Here is a 19483-nt window from a genome sequence, read left to right on the forward strand (position 1 = left end):
GTCTCGCCTGCCTTCACTTACTTGTTAATGAACGCATCCACTTGCTTTTGAACTTCGGCCAGTACTTTATCAAGACCTGCCGCCTTTTGTTTCTCGATGTAGCTGTCGATCGCTTGATCGATGTCGCCTTTTACTATGCCGACGAGCAGCAGCTTGCCCTCCTCCGATACGAGCTGATCGCGATTGGCGAGCTCCGTCTTAATGTTGTCGGTAATCGGCACAAGACCGGCGATAGGGGACACGAGAATGTTGGGACGGGTCGCGAATACGTACTCGGACTCGATCGCTTCCGCCGGGCGGGAGACCGTCGGGCGTACGAAGTCGGCGCGTTCGAAGCCCCAGTTGAACCAGTTCTGCCACAGCGGCTTCGACGGGTCCTCTCCCGGCGCGAAGTCGATGTTGCCGCTGGCATCCAGCGAGTAGGTCTTGTCTTGAATGCCATAGAAGAACAAGTCGTAGACCTCGCGGTCCGTCGTCAACAGATCCATGAACATAAGCATCCGCTCCGGGTTGGCGGCGTTCTTGTTGATCGCCATCGCGTTGTTCATCTGGGAGTCGCGAACGAACTTGTTGTCGGGATACACTTCGACGGCGGCGTTCACAGCGGATTTGTCCGTAAAATTCGTTTTCTCGTAGAGGGCCCCGTTCGTATTCTTCTGAGAGAATGCGTTCGAATTCTCATAGGGCTGATTCGTCTTGTCGTTCAGAATGTTCTTGGAGATGATGCCTTCGTCATACCACTTCTTGGCAAGTGTAACCGCTTCCTTGAACATCGGCGTCTGTTCGACCGGCACGACCTTGTGCGCAGGATCGTTGAGATCCATATAGAGCGAATGGAAGCCCATGTTCAAATACTCGTACTTCGGCTCAAGCAACGCGGACAGCGTGCCCTCGGACGTCGCCATGTTCTGATAGTACACCTGCACGCCGGGATTCGCCTTGTTGATCTTCTCCAGGAAGCTGTCGATGCCCTCAATCGTCGACAGATCGCCCGGCTCGACGCCCAGCTTGTCCGCGATATCCTTCCGGTATTGGAATACCGGCTTCGACGTCTTGATCTCCGTCCACGGCAATGCCATCAGCTTGCCGTTGACGCTGGCAGACGAGAGCATGTTGTTATCCTCGTACAGCTTGTACAGGTTCGGTGCGTATTGGGGAGCAAGCTCGCTTAGATCGAGGAACGCCCCTTTGTTGACCATCTGCGAATATCCGTACCAGTCGGCCGTGAACGCAGCGTCATACTCGTCGCCGGAGGAAGCCAGCATCGTCAGCTTCTGTTGATAGTCGCCGAACGGAACAAAGTTCAGCTCGATCTTGGCATTCAGCCGATCCTTTGTTTTCTCGTACAGCGCATCCAGCACTTCCTGCTTCGCCGGACGATCGTCGCCGGGCAGGAAAATTTTAAGGGTGACCGGCTTCAGGTTCTGCTCGGACGCCGACGGCGAAGGGCTGGCGGACGCACTGGAAGCGGCAGACGCCGACGGAGAAGCGTTGTCCGAAGAAGCGTCGTTGTTCGAGCTGCATGCCGCGAGCATGGACCCCATGACGGCAAGGGAAATCCCCAATGCCGCATATCGTTGTTTCGATTGCATAGCTATAAATCCTCCCCTGTTCGATTGTGCTTGCTCTATCTACAACGGTTTCCCGGTGTATTCCCGATTATCCCTTGACGGCCCCGATCGTCAGCCCCTTGATGAAGAAGCGCTGCACGAACGGATAGACGAACACGATCGGCCCGATCGTCAAGATACAGACGGCCATCTTGATGCCTTCGGAAGGCAGCCTCCCTCCCGTCGCCCGGATAATCTCCGCGCCCTGGGCCGAAGTGGAGATGAACTGAACGTTCGACTGAATGGTGCGGAGCAGCAGTTGCAGCGGTTGAAGCTCCGTTCTGTTCAGCAAGGTGAGGCCCAGCCACCAATCGTTCCAATACATCAGCGCAATGAACAGGCCGACCGTCGCCAGCGCAGGCTTGGCCAGAGGAGCGATAATGGTGCAGAAAATTCGGTATTCGCCCGCTCCGTCCATCTTCGCCGACTCGCTGATCTCGTCGGGAATGGTCTGGAAGAAGCTGCGCAGGAGAAATACGTTCCAGGCTTGACACAGATACGGCACGATAAGCGCGAAGAGATTGTCCTGCAGGTGCAAGTAGCGGACGCACACGATGTACCAGGGTACGATGCCGCCGTTGATAAGGATGGTGATCAGCGTGTACAGGTTAAGCGCCTTGCGCAGCTTCAGCCTCTTGAGCGCCAGCGGATACGCCAGCAGCGAAGTGACCGCGAGGCTGGCGACCGTGCCGCCGACGGTTACGATGATGGAAATTTTGTAGCCGTTCAGAATGCGCTCCCCATCTAGAAACAGCAGATGGTAGGCGGAAGTATCGAAGACATGCGGAATCAGATTGTAGCCGTGTGCAATAATCGATTCTTCGCTTGTAAACGAGCTGCTGAGCACGAGCAGGAACGGTAGGAAGCAGAAGAGCGAGAAGACGAGAATGACGAGATAGACCAAGCCCAAATTCCATTTTCGAATCATGGTTGTCCTCCTGTGTTGCCGTATCAGAACAGCGAAGAATCTTCATTGAGGCGCCGGGCCAGCTTATTGCAGAGCATGATGATGGCGAAGGAGATGATCGACTGGTAGAAGCCCGCTGCCGAAGCCATTCCGATGTCGCCGTTAAGCCTTAGGCTGCGGAAGATAAACGTGTCGATGACATCGGCCGTTCTGTATATGGCGGCGTTCTCGCCGACGATCGCATAGAACATGCCGAAGTCGGCATTCATGATCCGTCCGACCTGAAGCAGCGTAAGCGTCACAATCGTCGGCATCAGGAACGGAAGCGAGATATAGCGGGTCTGCTGCCACTTGGTGGCTCCGTCAATCTTGGCCGCCTCGTAATAGGAAGGATCGACGCCCGTCAAGGAAGCCAGGTAGAGAACCATGCCGTACCCCGTTGCTTTCCAGATGGAGAACAGCACGAGGATGATCGGCCATACCCAGGCGGTCGTGAACCAGTGGAAGGGGCTTGCGCCCAGGCTCTTCAACGTGTTGTTGATCACGCCGGTGTCTTCACTGAACAGGTTGTACGCGATAACGCCAACGACGATCCAAGAGATGAAGTACGGCAGGAACATGAGCGACTGCGTGACCTTCTTGAAGTACTTCCCGGCCAGTTCGTTGAACAGAAGCGCTATCCCTACTTGGAACAAAATCCCGAACAGGATGAACAGCGTGTTGAGATACAGCGTGTTGAACGTGGCCCGCATCGCCGACGAGCCTGTAGAGAAGAGGAATCGGAAGTTGCCGTAGAAGGGATGAATCCACGGACTTCCCCATATTCCGTCTCTGAAGTTGAACTCCTTGAAGGCGACCAGCAAGCCGAACAACGGCAAGTAGCTGAACAGGAAGATTAGCGCGAGTCCCGGCAGCGTCATCGAATAGAGCGACTTGTTGCGGTACAGTTCGGTTAGCAGGCTTTTCATTCTCATGCGTCAGGCGCTCCTTGCTTGCGTTTTTTCTCGGTTCGTCTCTTTACATGTCTGATTATAGGCAAATGATCGCAATGGTTGAACGCGCTTTTTTAAGCGCCGCCTACGGATTTTATAGAGATGAATGCGGTATCGGCGCCCCCGGCCGGACACCTAGCGTACACGAACAGGGGCATATACGAACAGAGGCATCCCGTCGGATGCCCCTTCTCTGACAAAGTACCTATCATCCCGGAAGCCAATGCCTCCGAACACGGGCCGGGTTGGCCACAGGTCGCAAAATGTAGTCGAAATTTCAGGCTTATTTACTCAATTCGGCCATAGATCGCGAATTGTAGTCGAAATTTCGGGCTTATTCGCTCGGTCTGGCCGCAGGTCCGGAGTTTCCGTTTCGCAGTTATGTGCGGTTGTAACTGGCTAGATTAACTTCATTCGTTCAACCTATATATAGTCGGCTTCATCGGCTGCATCGTCTTTATCGTCTTCATCGTCTTCATCGGCTTTATTAGCCTCATTAAATTCGGAGCCGATTCCTCAAGGAACCGGCCCCTTTGGACTTGGCTTATGGAGTCGACATCCGCAGCGCCCATTGCTCGTCCGCCTGGTCCATGAGTTGCCCGGCGTTCGGCCGGTTCAACGCCAGCGTGTACTGCAGCAGCCCGAGGTACCAATCGCGGAAGCCGTCGGGCATGGCGCCGTCTCCCCAATATTCGTTCATCTGGAGCGCATGCTTGGCCCTGGAATCCTCGGCGATCGCGATGAACGCCCGAGTCTCGTCGTCGTTGTCATAGTCGATTTCCTGCTTCGTAGAGGCGAGCCCCTTGACGAGCTGCAGGTAGCGGGCATAATGCTCCGGCTCGTAGAAGTAGCTCATGAAGGCCGAGAAGGCTTCCCGCTTCTCCGGTACTCTGGCGGCCTCCGCCGACAATGCAATGCCTTCCAACTGCGACGACTGCCGGATCACGACGCGCCCTTGCCGGTCGGGCGGGGCGAACACGCCGATATCGGCGTCCGGATTGGCCTGCCTGATCGCATCCAGCGCCCGCACGTCCGAATACAGCATGCCGGCCCGGCCAAGGGCCAGCTCCGTTGCCGCATCGGCATTCGTCGTGTAGAGCCATCCCGGGTTCACGTAACGCCTCGTCCACAACTCCTGCATGTCCGTCACCGCGGCGAGAGTGTCCGCATCGGCGAAGCGGACGGTGCCTCCGCTCTTCTCCGAATTCCAATCCGGATGATCGACGTAGACGTTGGCCCCGAAGAAGTAGTCCGTCCAGTAAGCCAGATGCCACACCTCCTTGCCCCCGACGACGATAGGGCTGACTCCCGCTTCCCGAATTCGTTCGCAGAGGCTCAGGAAGTCATCCCAGTTGTTCGGCAGCTCCGTGATTCCCGCCTTGGCGAAGACGTCCCGGTTATACAGAATCGCCGGGGGGAGCTCCCTATACAGCGGAGCCGCATAGATCTTCCCGTCGATGACGGCCGGCGACTTCAGCCGGCTCGCGATCTCCTCCGGAATCGGAGCGATGACACCGGCGTCTGCATAAGCCTCGGTCGACTCCATCTCCAGCATATCGGGGAACTCTCCCACCGCATCCTTGATCAGCAAGTAGTGCTCATAGGTGTCCGCCCCGATCTCCGAAGCGCTCGCTTGAATCCGCACCGATGCCTGGTCCTCGTTAAACGAATCGACGACCTCCTGGAGCGCCTGATTGCGAACGGAGTCCCCTCCTTTATAAATAAAGGTCAATGCCAGCGGCACCTCCCCGGCATCCGACACGTACGTACCGTTGTGCCCGGAAGCGCAGCCGCCAAGACCGAGCGCGACCAGCCATACTCCTGCCATCGCCGCCGCCCGCGCCGCATCGAAGCGGGCCGCGCTCTGCCCCCTTATCGATCTGCCCACGTGACTCCTCCTCTCCGGTCGCAGCTCGTCCGTCGGCCGGATTCAAGCCGCTTGGAATAGCGGTCGCGGTCGAATTCGCGAATGATCGGCATGCGAATCTGCACGGACGTCCCCAACTGCGGATAACTATCCACCGTCAGCCCGTATCGTTCCCCATACAATGCGCGGAGCCGGTCGTGCACGTTCTTCAATCCGCGGCCGCCGCTCGGCTTGCTCCGCTTCTCTTCCGATTGCTCCAGCTTGCGATGCAACGCAGCCAGCCTCGCCTCATCCATGCCGATGCCGTCGTCGATGACCCGAATCGCGAGCGTCCCCGGCTCCTCCGGAAGCACCTCCAGGCGAATCCGTCCGTTGCTCTCTTTGGGCAGAATGCCATGCTGAACCGCGTTCTCGAGGAGCGGCTGCATGGACAGCTTCAGCACGCCCCATTCCGTCGAGACGCCGTCGCCGACAGCGATCTCTAAGCTGACTAAATCCTCGTAGCGGGCTTCTATCAGATGGAAGTAGTCCCGCACGTTAGCCAGCTCCTCGTCCAGCGTCACCAAGTTCTCTCCGTTGTCGAGCACGTAAGCCAGTTGATTGGACAGCGAATGGATCATATCCGCCACGGGCATGTCGTCGCGGCTGACGGCGCTCATGCGGATAACCTCAAGCGTGTTGTACAAGTAATGAGGCCGGATCTGGCTCTTCAATGCGCCCAACTCGGCCTGCTTCTGCTTAAGCTCGGCGACGTAGGCCTCCTGAATGAATCGGCCGAGCTGCTCCGCCATCCGGTTCATTCCCCGCGTCAACTGCCCCAGCTCATCCTGCGAACGCACCGGCAGCGACACGTCCAGATCGCCGGACTCCATCCGCGACAGCTTCTGCATGATGGCCCGGATCGGCTGGCTGAATCTGCGGGACAGGACAAGCGACAGGAGCAGCAGCAACGCGAGACAAGCCGCACCGGTCGCGATGACCAAGCCCTTGAACCTTCCGACGGTCCCCAGGAAGTTCGTGCGGTAATACGTGCCGAGCAGCATCTGTCCCGAATCGTTGACGGGCTGCGCCATGACCCGCGAGCCGCGGCCGTCCGCCTCCCGCGCCGCCTGCTCCGCAGTCATCTCCCGGCCGATCAGCGCTCGATCGTTGCCGTAGACAACATTGCCCTGCCGATCCGTCAGGACGATCCGATCGCGCACTCCCAGGTCGAGTCCTTCGATCAGTTCGTCGAACGCGTCCACGTTCACGTCGAACAGGAAGACGCCCAGCACCTTGGGGCGGCCCTCCAGCAGCGTGGAAGTATCGAGCAGGTTGCGGGCGAAGGTGATCACCTGGCGATCCGGCCTCCCCGTTCCCTTCTCTGCACGCGCCGGGGAGATCTCAATTTCTTTGGGTCTCAGCTTGAGCTCGGAGGTCAACTCCTCGAGCGGAATCTTGCCTTCCCCGGCCGGCTCCGCCCGCCGGCTTCGCATCCAGATCTCCCGGCTGGTTTGCGGCACGAAGTAGGCGTTCTCGATATAAGGGTCCGAGCCGATGACGTAAGACAACCAATTATCGATGACCGAGCTTTGGTTGCCTCTCGCCGCCTGGCTCAGAGCGGGATACCAATTGACGTCGTACATAAGCTTCGAGATGTCGTTGTAGCCGTTCATCAGTTGCCCTGCGTTCTTGGCGAGATACAACGTCATCTGCTCAAGATTGTTCGCATTGAAGCGCTCGGACTGTTGGAAGTACGCATTCATGAGAAAATAGCCGAGCGCCGACAGCGGAAGCAGCCCCGCGAGCATAAACGACACGACGAACTTGGCGAATATGCTCCTTCTCAGAGCGGTGATCCGTAATCCTCTCATCGTCCGACCGCCTTGTCCCTGCTTCCCGGCTCAACCCTTGCGGCGTTACGTTCTCTTCGCCTGACGGTAGTCGTTCGGGAGCGCTCCATAATATTTTCTGAAGATCTCGCTGAATTGCCTCGCGTTGGAGAAGCCCGTCCTCTCGGCGATCTCGTACAGCATCGAGTCCGAATGCAGCAGCAGATGCGTCGCCTCCCTCATCCGGACCTCCGTCAGGTACTGCTTGAAGTTCTGTCCGACATGCTTCTTGAAGAAGCTGCTGAAGTAATAAGGATTCATATAGAACCTGGAGGCCATCGTCTCCAGGTTGATCTCCGACCGATAATTGTCCCCGATATACCGCTTGATCTCTACGATCTGCCTCGACTCCTGGCTTCCGGCCGCAAGCTCCTCCCTGGCGGAGCGAATCCGCCCGCGCATCCAGGCGAACAGCTCGTCCAGCGTCGGACAAGCCGACAACCGAATGAACAACTCCTGTTCCGCTTCGTCCCGCCAGTCATCCTCGCGTGGCAGCAGCCCCCGCAGCAGCTTGATCGTCAGCGTGTTGCACAGGCTCACCGCATAGGCTTTCCTGCCCCAGGCCTGACGGCGTATCTCCTCCAACAGCAATTCCAGATAAGGCTCCGGATCGCCGTCCGGCGCGAACAGCTCGCGCTGCAATTCCTTCTCCGTCTTCTCCCGATCGAGGCCGGACCCGGCGAGTGCGGGCGGGAGACTTCCCGAAGCCAGTACACGGTTCCATCCGAGAAAATAGGACAGTTCCAGCGCTTCGCGGCACCGCTTGTGATGAGTCGGCAGTTGTGCAGGCGAGCCCGCAGGGCTGACGCCGATCGTCACTCCCTGCTTCAAATATTCATTGATCCCGGCATGAACGGCCTCCGCCAACCGGAAGACGTTAAGGTCGGGCGCATGACGAAGCAGGAAGATCAGCCGATCCTCGCTTGGAAATGTCCAGCAGGCTCCTTGACCGCCGAACATCTCTTCCGCGATATTGCGGATCGCGAAGAGCAGCAGACGCCGGCGTCCCTCTCCCCAGCGCTCCGCCGCAGCGGCGATCGGATCGGGCGCAATCGCGAGCACCGAGAATACGGCGCGGGAATCGTCGCCCTGCAGCGCGTCGAGAATTGCTTCATCCGGCGTTCCCCCGGGCGATTCGAGCAGGCTCTTCAGATCCTCCCACTCGGCATGCCGCCGCTGCTTCGTCTCCAGATCGCGGAGCTTAACCTCGTTAATCTGTTGCCGCGCTTCGCTGCGAATATTATCGACCGTCTTCCGCACAATCTCCTCCAGCTTGGCGCGATTAATCGGCTTGATCAAGTAACCTGCAGCGCCGAAGGAGAGCGCGTCCTGAGCGTACGAGAATTCCCGGTACGCGCTGATGAACACGACGCGGGTCGGCCAGCCGCCTTCCCGTATCCGCTTCAACACCTCGATGCCGGTCATTCGGGGCATTGCGATGTCGGTAATGACGAGATCGGGCTTGTCCGCTTCGATCGCCCGGATAAGATCGTCCCCGTTGCGGCACTCTCCGATGATCTCAAGTCCAAGCTTGTCCCAATCCAGCAACTTCCGCAGACCGCGCAGAATGACCGGCTCATCGTCAGCCAAGTAGACCGTCAACATGCTCCCGATCACCTCGTTTGTGCATCATGTTCCGAGCTGGCCGGCCAACCAATCGTACGCGACCCTTCCGCTGATCTCGTGCTCTCCCGGGAAGACGTCAAAGGCGAAGCGCTCCTCGGCATTCTCCCGACGATAACGTTGACGCAGCTCTTCAATCGCGGATTCGGCCGAAGCAATCGGGAAGATCGGATCGCGATCCCCCGACTCGACGAATAGAGACCGCGGAGCGATCAAGCTTATCCATTCCGGAAGCTCGGCATGGACAAGCATTCCCGGCGTATAGTTGTCGACGCAATGGAACACCTCCATGATCGTGCCTTTGAACGTGCCCGGGAACCCGGTTAGAACCGCAGCCTGAATCCGTTGATCCAACGCCGCGCAGACGAAGGATAACAGGGCACCTCCGGAGAATCCCATCGCTCCGATACGCGCGTTGTCGACTTCCTCCCTCTTGGAGAGGTATTCGAGAGCCGCCAGCAGCTCCGCCGTACGCAGTCCCGTCAATGTCTGCCCATAAAGCAGCAGTTGCGTCGCCATCTTGTAGCAGGAGCTGTTGTGCCTGGGGTCCTTATGCCGATCTTCCTCCAGCATTCGCTCGCCGAATCCGATAACGTCCGGCGCAATGACGACAAGACCGCGCTCGACAAGCTCAAGCGCGAAGTGTCGATGGAGGCCGGGCGGTTCGTGATCTATCGCTCCGTCCGGCAACAGCCCGACGATCTCCCGGCTCCCGTAGCCGTGCCCGTGTACCGCCAGAACGCCGGGAATCTTCCCGATGCGCTTCTTGGGAATCAACAGGTACGCTCCGAACGAGAGTCCGTCCACTCCGCTCAATTTTACCCTTTCGCGAATGTAGCTCCCGCAATCCTCACTGGACAGCAGCTCCGGCTCCGATGAGGGGAGAGGACTCGCAAACTGTCCGAGCGCCGACTTTAGTGCGGCTCGGAGTCGCTCCTTCCTCTGCTCGGCGCTTTCCCGGTCCGCTGCGGCCTGATGATTGGCTATCGTCTCCTTATATATCCGTTCGAAATAATTGTCGGGCATCCACATGGCATTCGTCTCCTATTTTCATTAACGATCATTGCTGGAATCCCCCTAAACGTATCAATTTCTATCGATCGTGGGAATACATTTTTTTTAGCGTATCACGCATTTTTTTTAGAATATTCCGCAATAACCAGCCTGCATTGGCAAAGTTCCTTGAAGGCGTGAGATAATTCAAAAAAAAGGTCAACATGCCGTAACGAAATCCCGATTGCCGCTACTTATGTTACGGGAGGCGAACCGATGGAAAGTATGGAGCAACTATACGAGACACATGCCCAAACCGTGTATAGATACTTATATAGCATTACGCAGAACGCCGATCTGTCCGAGGAGCTGACGCAGGAGACGTTCTGCCAAGCGATGAAGACCATCCATCAATTCCGCGGCGAGTGCAAATTATCTGTCTGGCTGTGCCAGATCGCCAAGCGGGCGTGGTACAGAGAGCTGAACAGAAACAAGAAAAAACCTGTCGTCTCCTTGGATGAGCTGGAGATCCCCCTCCCCTCCGGCCGGAATCCGGAGAAGGATGTGCTGCGCAACGAAGAGAAGCTTGCCATGTTCCGAATGCTTCATCAATTGGATGCGAAGACCAAGGAAGTCATGTATCTTCGTCTCTCCGGCGAGTTGAGCTTTGCCGAGATCGGGGACATTGTCGGGCAGAGCGAGAATTGGGCGCGGGTCACCTTCTATCGCGGCAAACAAAAAATGACGAGAGGAAGATCCGAATGGAGCCAAGATTAAGCTGTCAGATCGTGCAAGACCTTCTGCCGAACTATATCGAGGGGTTAACGAGCGAGTTTACGAACAAGTCCATTCAAGAGCATCTGGCCTCCTGCGGCGAATGCCGCAGAGTCTTGGAGCAGATGACGCAAGATACCCAAGAGATTGGAGCGGCTCCGCCCAAACAAATCGATTTTCTGAAAAAAATCAAACGAAGACAGTTGATCATCGCGAGCGCCAGTGTCGCCGTTGCCGTCGCGCTCTTGATCGGCGCCTATTTTCTCTTTGGAACGAGAGACTTCCCCGTCCCGGCCAGCGATGTCCAGATCGGCGATGTGTATCGGACGCAGGACGGCACGATCCATTATCGCGTCACCGCCAATGTAAAGGGGTTTGTAAGCCGCGTATCCGCTCAGGACAACGGACATACGGAGATTTATCGGATTTACGAGCACAGACAACTGTTCTCCAAGGAGCAAGAAGGAGTTGTCGCGATGCCCGAGAATTGGGTATCGACTACGAATGCGAAGACAAACCTGGAGAAGACGGGCATCTACTTCGAAGGGATAAACAAGAATGACAGGATCACCATCTGGGAGCAGGGCATGACCGTTCCCCAAGCCACCGCCGAGCAAGAGGCCGCTTACCGGACGTATCTCGGAAGATAACCGGCAGGGCAATACAATAATATACAAACGATATTCTTACTCAGGGAGGGGAAGCTATGCCTTCTTTCGTCGATCGCGAGACGCCCGAACGATTGCTTCACGAGCGGTATATGCTGTTAAATACGCCGTTCCGACTGTTTATGCATCGCATCGCAGGGCTCATCCCCGTTCATTGGCACGAGTTCTTCGAGATCGCCTTGGTAACTTCCGGAACGGGAACCCATCGCTTTAACGGGCGTTCCCTCCCATTGAAGCGCGGGAGCTTGTTCCTGCTTACGCCCGCGGATTTTCACGAGCTGGTTAATGACGACGGCTGTGTCGTCCATCTTTACAACGCCATCTTCGTACAGGAGTTCATCCGCGCAGAGCTGCTTCAATGGATCTATCAAGCGGGCGAAGGAATCGCGGTCGAGCTGGAAGAGGATATCACGCTTATGCTTGAGCGGGAATTCGAGCGCGTGTGGGAAGAGAGCGAGCGGCCGCGCCAAGGAAGCGGATGGATCGTCGCGGGGGCCCTTGAGCGAATTCTCGTCGAGCTGATGCGGCGGCACGAGGACGGCAAGGGGAGGGATCATGCGGCGCACGTCCCGGCCATTCACCCTTCCATCAGCAAAGCCATTACGTACTTATCCTTCCGATTCCACGAGAACCTGACGCTGGAGACGGTATCGCGGCACGTCGGCCTGTCCGCCAACTACTTCAGCGAGCGCTTCCGCAAGGAGACCGGCGTAACCTTCCAGCGTTTCCTGCAGGAGCAGCGGCTTAAATTCGCCTTTTCCTTGCTGAGCATGTCGCAACTGCCGATTACGGAAGTCTGCTATGCTTCCGGCTTCGGCAACTTATCGCATTTCGAGCGGGCTTTCAAACACAAATACGGCCGCACGCCGAGACAAATCCGCAGCAGCGGCGCCTAGAGCCGAAGATATGCATACTTTTCCCGAAACTCAGACAAGAATGAACAACGCCTCCGATGGATAATGAAGAGGAACCAACCCACTTCGCATCCTCAAGGAGGCACTTGCATGTCAAGCGGCGCAATCGCGAAATTAACCCCGGAAGAAGTAACGTTTTATCAGGAGAAAGGGTACTTGCTTCATAAAAAACCGCTGTTCGGCCCGGAAAAAATGAGCGAGCTGAGCGCGATTTTCGAAGAGCAGTGGGAGGCGGTTGGCCGCAAGCTCAACAGCGAGCTGGATACGCCGCACTTCCGCGACGAGCGGCTGCTCAAGTTCCTGCTCGCAGACGAGGTGCTCGATTTGGTAGAGCCGCTCATCGGACCGAACATCGGCCTGTGGTCCAGCCATTTTATTTGCAAAGAGCCGTTTGTCGGCAAGCAGACGCCATGGCACGAAGATTCGGCCTACTGGAAGGGGCGGCTTACCCGCTACGACGGCATTGTTACCGTTTGGCTGGCGATCGACCGCAGTTGGCAAGAAAACGGCTGCATGCGCGTCATTCCCGGCACGCACACGGACGGCTTCTCCGAGTACGATTCGGTCAGCGGCAACGAGAACATTTTCGACACCGAGATCACAAAGGTGGATGATTCCCAAGCGGTGTACTTCGAGCTGGAGCAAGGCGAATGCTCGCTGCACGACTCCCGAATCATTCACGGCGCAGAGGCCAACAAAAGCCCCTATCGCCGATGCGGGTACACGATGCGCTACTTCTCGACCGAAGCGAAGGTCATTCCGGAGAAGAACCCGGGCTTCAAGATTTGGCTGGCAAGGGGCAAGGACATCGCAGGCAGCTCGTTCGTGAATGGGTAAGCGATGGAATCCTGCTCGCTCTACAAGTCCGGGAGCCAGAAGGTATTATAGGTATCGTTATCGCATCCGGTCAACTTGTAATAGGAGCCTCGATCCTTGTCCTCCGCGAGCTCAATGTCCCGACATATCGTGCTCGGACGACCTGCATCGCTGCCGAACCCGTCCCTTGAGTTGTCGAAGGTATACGTTATCGTCTCGGCCCCGTCATAGACCAGTTCATAGAAGATTGGGGCACCTTCAATCGTGTACTGGGTAATGCGCAGTTGATCCGGCACGCCCGCATCGAGATTCGCTAGGAACATCTGCCACTTGTCGAGATTGTACATCTCCCCGTGGACGTTTACGACATCGCCGTTCGCCGCCGCCTGGTCAGCTGTGTATGGGTCCGACACGGCGGGGAACGCCTTCGGCTGCGCCGGAGCCGCCGCCGTCTCTCCCGGCGCAGGCGCGGTGGACGGGCTGGCCGCATGATCGCGGGGACTGCCCGATTGCCCAGTACAGCCCGATACCAGCCCCCACACCGCTGCTAATGCTAACATCCGTTTGACCATATAAATTCACCTCACCTATAAGTGCCGCTCTTTTATATCAACCTACACACCATCCTTCAATGTCCGCCAGCGCAGCCAGGTGTCCCGCAGATGAGTAGTCGAGCCAGGCTTGCCCTTGTGTCACATAGACGTGCCCGTTCACGCTTCCGAGCGTAAACAAATGATCGGTGTACGGGGAGGAGAGAGAGATGGTCTTCAGTTCTCTCTTCTGTGTGAAGACGCTGGGAGAATACCCGCTCTTCTCTTTAAAGCGGCGGCTGAAATAAAACTCGTCGTTATATCCGACACTCGCGACAATATCGGAAACCGGCTTATCCGTTGTCAGCAGCAGCTCCTTGGCCTTGTTTATTCTCAGATCGGTAATATAGGACATCGGTGTTTTATCCATCACTTGCCCCAATTCCGCGAGCTTGCTCATCTGAATATTCTCCTGATAATTCTGCAGCATATACCCGACCGTCTCTTGAAGCCTCATTGTCGGCCCGACATTCCGATTCATGGGAGCCTGCTCCAGCAGATCCTGAAGCAAGTCAAACAATAATTGTTGCCCGTGATGCTGTCTTCCTTCTCCGTCCCTGATCCCTGTGCTCGATATTAGCAGGACCAAGGCCCGTACAGGGCTGTAGCCTGTCATTCGCACTCTGCCTTGCAACGGGAAGTCGTCTTCCTTTATATATTCGAGGCTGTTGGCCGTCTTATTCGACAAGGCATATCGGTCAAAAATAACCCAGTACAATAAAGTTGTTTTCTTGGATCGGAGCCGGAGCTGCACTCGAGTTCCGGGCGTAAACACGAAAGTCGCCTCGTTCTCCAATGGAATCGCGCCCCCGTCAAGGAGTAACTCTCCTTCTCCTTTAACGACATGAAGAACCGCTTGATGCGCCAATGAAGAAGCTCCATTCGCCCAAGCCGGCACACTTTGAGATTTATTCGCTTCCAGAATCTCGAATCGAGACTTTGCCAACTTCCTTCTGAACGCATTCGGCTCGGAGAGGAAGACCGGCGCTCGGAGCCGGCGGCCTCCCGGCGGCTTAGCCCCGGACCGCCTTCACCGCATTGTCCAACGCTTGAATGACCAGGTCGCACCATGCGTCGAATTCCGGGTCCTCCTTCTGCAGCTCGGGGTGGGCCAGCACATGATCGATCGTCTGCCGGATTCCTTGGTCGAACCGGACGGTCGCCGCGAAGCCGGGCACCAGCCGCTTCAGCTTCGCGTTGTTGAAGACGACGGAGTTCGCCTTGTCGCCGATCAGGCCGCCTCGGAAATCCTCCGTGCTGCAGGCGTCCAGGAACTCCGAGGACACGTGCACGGCCTTCAACGGGACGCCCAGCGCAGCGGCGATCGCTTCGTAGATCTGGTTCCAAGTGAGCGATTCGTCCGACGTGATCTGAACCGCTTCGCCGATGGCGTGAAGGTTGCCCATCAGGCCGATGAACCCGCGTGCGAAGTCGCTGTTGTGCGTCATCGTCCACAGAGAAGTGCCGTCTCCGTGAATGATGACCGGTTTATGCTCCAACATGCGCTTCGCGACCTGCCACGTTCCCTTGCCATGGACACCCAGCGGGATCGAGCGCTCGTCATATGTATGGCTCGGGCGGACAATCGTGACCGGGAAGCCCTCCTCGCGGTACAGCTTCATCAGGAAGTCCTCACAGGCGATCTTGTTGCGGGAATACAGCCAGTACGGATTCGCGAGCGGCGTGCCTTCGTCAATCCGATAGTCCGATAGCGGCTTCTGGTAGGCAGACGCGGAGCTGATGAAGATGAACTGCTTCGTCCGCCCCCGGAACAGCCGATAGTCCCGCTCCAACTGCACAGGCTCGAACGCGATAAAATCTGCGACCACGTCGAACTGCAGATTCTCCACCAGCCGGGCGACCGCCTCCTCGTCGCGGATATCCGCCTGAAGGATATGCGCTCCCTCCGGCAGCGAGTCGTTCCGATTGCCTCGGTTGAGCAGATACAGCTCCCATCCCTGCGTTAGCATCTGACGCGTAATCGCCGCGCTGATCGTGCCGGTTCCTCCGATAAAAAGTGCTCTCACAATGTCCACCTCCATTGATATCGTCCGCCAAAAAACGCGTTGCACGCCTACCATAGCACGCGTTCGGCATCCTGACAACCCGAAGCTCTCCGGCATGTAGTTCCATCGTGTCCCGACAGTCCGGCGAAATCGCGCTCTCTCTGCAGGTCGAGCATTGTTGCAAGAAGCTAATCAATACAAGCTCGGAACGCTCCCGCAATAGTCTGTTTGGAACTGGAACGAACAAGCTTCTCCATATATCGAAGGTAGCTGTTGTAGGACTCCATCGCTAATTTGCCCTCAATGAGGATCGCCAACAAAGATGTCTTCATACGAACCGGCCGCCAAGGTGTAATCTTAATATAGTCATAAACATCGCTCTGTTGGAAAAAGTAGTGTCTCTTTTCTTTTGCCAGTTCAACAATTCGGTCAAACGATTGTCTCTTGGAGATTTCACTCAAAACCGTACTAAACTCCTCTTGGTAACCTCCCTCATAAAGAGCGAACTGCTCCTCCAAGAACTTGTACAATTGCTCTTCAATTAGCTTCTCCTTAATGCTAAAAGAGATATGCTCATCTGTCTCCTCAACATTAAAGAGATTCAAATCCACAAATTTGCCGACTTCTCTGTTGACTTGCTCAATTGGTCCCCCTGCGATTTCTCTTTTTTGAATCAACATTTGATAGCAGATGCCCAGTTGCAAATATTGTCCCATGTAATAGTCCTCCATTCGATTGAGGAAATGCGAGCTTGACTGGGAATTGTGCCTTGATGAGACACCTTTCTATATGGATACATTATACATTTTTGCAAGCTGAATTGTCCGCAATTTTGCTTCAGTAGCTATCAAGTCGACAGCCGGAGCGAATTCATCTATCGTCCAGGGTTGGTTGATATCCTATCTTTACATTAGTAGTCATCCCTGCTTGAATGCGCAAATACTGCCTCTTCGCTGTGGTTGGATCGACTTTTAAGATATGAGCTGCCGCCCTGTAGGATTTGCGCTCTGTATTGATTAAATCAACCAACCGTTCTTCCCAAGTACGACCGAAGTTCTTGATCCGACCGATTTTGTAACAATCGTCTTTATCGGTATCTGGTCCTCTACGTGAGTACACGAAACCACAGTCACAGCTGAACGTGCCGACAGGAATTCCACGTGTTTCATAATCGCGTGTAATAATACATTTGGTCACTACACGTTGACGATAATGACTACCCGCGCTATTCAAGCACATCCAAGGACCTTCTCCGAACGGTGGCAGTTCTTTCGAACGGGAGAAAAAATCCGCTAGATTGCTGTCAAGAAAATGAGTAAGAAGGATGTGCTTAATGGAATGAACACTTGTCCGCCCCTTTCTCAACATTTTAGTTCCCTCCGTGGAGTAATTTAAAGTCGCATCAAGGACGGGTAACAGACCGTTTATAGAGCACAGGAATCGCTTGGTAATTTGCCTGAGAGAACCTACTCCAACGCCTGAGAAAAAGCCCCTGAGAGCAATTCGAATAAAAATGAGGCTACCATAGGTAGCCTCAAATAGAGTCATGTTGTCATTCTGGATATCGGTTCTGAGACAGTAGTAGAGCTCCTAGTAGCAGTATGGCCAATTCCGTCAGTCTAATACTTTATTTTCTTTGAACACAAACTGTTCGATGAAAATAAAGTATTAGACTGGAGTTGTTGATCTGGCGCGGTTCTTGAGTTTGAAAATCGTCAACTTCTGAGAAATAAGTTTTAGACTGGAGTTAAAGAATCCCCATTCAATCATTAAATTTAAAAAATAAAGTATTAGACTCTTACATGGTATCATCATCCTGTTCATTACTGTGAGCCATAATATATTTTTTATTGTTAAGGGACCACTCTAAAATAAGCTCCTCGGACAAACTTAAAGAGTGAGTTTTCTTAATGTGCTTTAAATAATGACTTCGCTCGTCTTCTGGAAGAATTTTGCAAGCAACTAGCATAGCTCTTCGGCTCCATGGATCTAATGTTGAGAATAGTTCTTTCAACTCCCGAATCCAAGTGGACGCTCCTGCTTCATACGCAGCAAATATAATCTTCCTTTTAGCCTCAGGCGATGAGTATTTGTACAGGGATAATAGCTTCTTTAAATGATTTAAATCGGAATTACTTGCGAATAAGTTCAAAATTGCTATATAAAAATACTCATTTGCTTGTATAAGATCATCTTGAAGGATTGTTATTACCTGGTCTCCTAGTTCAGGGAAGTCTCCATCAAAATTTCTACTTGCAGCAATTAAATAGTGGCACACATCACTAATAGCAGGTATTAAGGTGTTAATATTCTCTATCGTATATTCAATCCCACCTGGTGCACCTATTTGGCCTAGTCTTCTATATAACCACCGTATCTTTTTAAAATCCGGCTCGGGTACATTCAAATATTTCTCTAAAATTTCAGTGATGTTATAATCAGCAAACAATTCTTGGTCTTCTGAATCTAATTGATTGAAATCAATACCTTTATAAGAACCAGTGGTATATTTCCTTAAAGCCTTAATCATTTGGTCTTCGTTCTCGTTTAGAGGGTTATCATTTAACATCTTTTTGCATATTTTCACAAATTCCTTTGATTTGAATATCTCAGTCTTCTGTCCCTGAAGTATTAGCTTCTGTTGCTTATCTAAGATTTCAGCCATATGATATACAGTTATTTGCGCTTCTTTTTCATCATCACAAAATACATAGATATCATCTGCGTATCGGCAATAATCAATGCCTTTTATTGATAGACTATCGTCAATTGGAATTAATGTCATTTCAGCAATCAGATGTGAAGAATGGGGCCCTATTGGTATACCTCTTGAGACGGTTTTCGTAATGTCCTCCAAAAGACGCATAACAAATTTAATTATTGCATTCGGGAACCCGGATTCCCCCAATTGGTTCTCAACAGTATGATGGTATATTTGATTATAAAAATCTGATATATCCATTTGAACCACATATTTTTTTCTTCTACTTTTCTCTAAACATGATTCCCAAAAGTCTTTCCAAGAACTTTCATTGCTATAAAAGATTCCATCTCTTTCAGGAGCGAACCTGTAACTAAATACGGTTTTTTCTCCTACTGGACGCCGACGTTTTTCAATTAAATCACCAAATTCAAATATGACCGCCGCTAGTAATAGGCTGTCTATTGGATCCAACTGAGTCGCCGTCCTATACGATAACTCGGTTTTAGGAATAACGAATCTTCTTGATGTGTCGCCGCTCACTTCCGTTGACGGAAGCAGAGCGGCGATTTTTCATATCCACTGACGGAGCGAGTTGGCTATAATTGGCGGAGGGGCAGCGTGAGATTACCGACAATCATAGGGGGTACGGCGGAGAGCGGATATAAATAGAACAGGGAGACGTCAAGGTTTGGCCGCCTCGTCTCCCTGTTTTCCCATCCGGCTTTCGCCATTTTCATCGTAGTGAACACGGAGACAGATGTAAAGGATTATTTGAAGCGTTGCGGGGACGGTCTGCCGGAGGCGGACCGTCCCCGCCGGTGCGTGCACTGCTCGTCGCAACGCCTTCCCCATCGACATGGGACATTTCTGCGGTGGGTGTTCACGGTGGGGGAGTCGCTGCGACTGCCGGTTCACCGCTTTCTGTGTCCGGACTGCCGCAAGACCATGAGTCTACTACCGGCGTTTGTGGAACCCCACCACCAAAGCGCCGTGGACGTAAAGGAAGCGACCCTCCGTGCTGCGGCGGAAGGATGCAGCCTGGCGGAGATCGCGGAAGTGAGCGAGGTCTACGCAGGCGGCGGGTACAGTCAGAAGACGATCCGACGCTGGCGACAAACGTGGAACCGACGACGGGATGCCCATGAAGA

The 19483-nt window shown here is 54.4% G+C and carries 17 protein-coding genes; 4 read left to right on the forward strand and 13 right to left on the reverse strand.

Annotated elements, in window-relative coordinates:
* Positions 1-17 precede the first annotated feature (17 nt).
* From E6C55_RS15850 to E6C55_RS15880, 7 genes are all read right to left on the reverse strand, one after another.
* Complete coding sequence (locus E6C55_RS15850; protein ID WP_136370781.1) at positions 18-1592, reverse strand: extracellular solute-binding protein; 1575 nt, start codon at positions 1590-1592, stop codon at positions 18-20.
* 67 nt (positions 1593-1659) lie between these two features.
* Positions 1660-2538: a carbohydrate ABC transporter permease gene (locus tag E6C55_RS15855; protein ID WP_136370782.1), complete on the reverse strand. Its 879-nt coding sequence runs from the start codon at positions 2536-2538 to the stop codon at positions 1660-1662.
* 23 nt (positions 2539-2561) lie between these two features.
* Complete coding sequence (locus E6C55_RS15860; RefSeq protein ID WP_136370783.1) at positions 2562-3491, reverse strand: ABC transporter permease; 930 nt, start codon at positions 3489-3491, stop codon at positions 2562-2564.
* A 562-nt stretch (positions 3492-4053) separates the two neighbouring features.
* Positions 4054-5397, reverse strand: coding sequence for an ABC transporter substrate-binding protein (locus E6C55_RS15865; RefSeq protein ID WP_136370784.1), 1344 nt, complete (start codon positions 5395-5397; stop codon positions 4054-4056).
* Positions 5382-7229 (reverse strand): cache domain-containing sensor histidine kinase, encoded by a 1848-nt coding sequence (locus E6C55_RS15870; protein ID WP_136370785.1) that lies wholly within the window; start codon positions 7227-7229, stop codon positions 5382-5384. The genes E6C55_RS15865 and E6C55_RS15870 overlap by 16 nt, the downstream gene beginning before the upstream one ends.
* A gap of 45 nt (positions 7230-7274) precedes the next feature.
* The gene (locus E6C55_RS15875) at positions 7275-8852 is read right to left on the reverse strand and encodes a response regulator transcription factor (RefSeq protein WP_136370786.1); all 1578 of its coding nucleotides are present in this window, start codon (positions 8850-8852) and stop codon (positions 7275-7277) included.
* A 24-nt stretch (positions 8853-8876) separates the two neighbouring features.
* Positions 8877-9902, reverse strand: coding sequence for a dienelactone hydrolase family protein (locus tag E6C55_RS15880; RefSeq protein WP_136370787.1), 1026 nt, complete (start codon positions 9900-9902; stop codon positions 8877-8879).
* Between the two features lie 237 nt (positions 9903-10139).
* Between E6C55_RS15880 and E6C55_RS15885 the strand changes: the two genes are divergently transcribed.
* From E6C55_RS15885 to E6C55_RS15900, 4 genes are all read left to right on the forward strand, one after another.
* Positions 10140-10640 carry an RNA polymerase sigma factor gene (locus E6C55_RS15885; protein ID WP_136370788.1) on the forward strand — a complete coding sequence of 167 codons (501 nt, stop codon included), beginning with the start codon at positions 10140-10142 and terminating at the stop codon, positions 10638-10640.
* Positions 10625-11287 (forward strand): zf-HC2 domain-containing protein, encoded by a 663-nt coding sequence (locus tag E6C55_RS15890; RefSeq protein ID WP_136370789.1) that lies wholly within the window; start codon positions 10625-10627, stop codon positions 11285-11287. Before E6C55_RS15885 ends, E6C55_RS15890 begins: the two co-directional genes overlap by 16 nt.
* Before the next feature lie 56 nt (positions 11288-11343).
* Positions 11344-12201, forward strand: coding sequence for a helix-turn-helix transcriptional regulator (locus E6C55_RS15895; protein ID WP_136370790.1), 858 nt, complete (start codon positions 11344-11346; stop codon positions 12199-12201).
* A gap of 108 nt (positions 12202-12309) precedes the next feature.
* Positions 12310-13056, forward strand: a complete 747-nt coding sequence (locus E6C55_RS15900; protein WP_136370791.1) for a phytanoyl-CoA dioxygenase family protein — start codon at positions 12310-12312, stop codon at positions 13054-13056.
* A 20-nt stretch (positions 13057-13076) separates the two neighbouring features.
* Here E6C55_RS15900 and E6C55_RS15905 read toward each other — a convergent pair whose 3' ends face one another.
* From E6C55_RS15905 to E6C55_RS15930, 6 genes are all read right to left on the reverse strand, one after another.
* A complete protein-coding gene (locus tag E6C55_RS15905) occupies positions 13077-13595 on the reverse strand; it encodes a DUF4362 domain-containing protein (RefSeq protein ID WP_168735671.1) in 519 nt (172 codons plus the stop codon).
* Between the two features lie 49 nt (positions 13596-13644).
* Positions 13645-14106, reverse strand: a complete 462-nt coding sequence (locus E6C55_RS15910) for a helix-turn-helix transcriptional regulator (RefSeq protein WP_168735672.1) — start codon at positions 14104-14106, stop codon at positions 13645-13647.
* A gap of 532 nt (positions 14107-14638) precedes the next feature.
* Positions 14639-15652: an SDR family oxidoreductase gene (locus E6C55_RS15915; protein WP_136370794.1), complete on the reverse strand. Its 1014-nt coding sequence runs from the start codon at positions 15650-15652 to the stop codon at positions 14639-14641.
* Positions 15653-15819: 167 nt separating this feature from the next.
* A complete protein-coding gene (locus tag E6C55_RS15920) occupies positions 15820-16347 on the reverse strand; it encodes a hypothetical protein (protein ID WP_136370795.1) in 528 nt (175 codons plus the stop codon).
* A 154-nt stretch (positions 16348-16501) separates the two neighbouring features.
* The gene (locus E6C55_RS15925; RefSeq protein WP_269145550.1) at positions 16502-17194 is read right to left on the reverse strand and encodes a TnsD family Tn7-like transposition protein; all 693 of its coding nucleotides are present in this window, start codon (positions 17192-17194) and stop codon (positions 16502-16504) included.
* Between the two features lie 235 nt (positions 17195-17429).
* A complete protein-coding gene (locus E6C55_RS15930; protein ID WP_168735673.1) occupies positions 17430-18806 on the reverse strand; it encodes an RNA-directed DNA polymerase in 1377 nt (458 codons plus the stop codon).
* Between the last annotated feature and the right edge of the window lie 677 nt (positions 18807-19483).

The organism is Cohnella fermenti (genome assembly GCF_004801405.1).
In the GTDB taxonomy this organism is placed as follows: domain Bacteria; phylum Bacillota; class Bacilli; order Paenibacillales; family Paenibacillaceae; genus Cohnella; species Cohnella fermenti.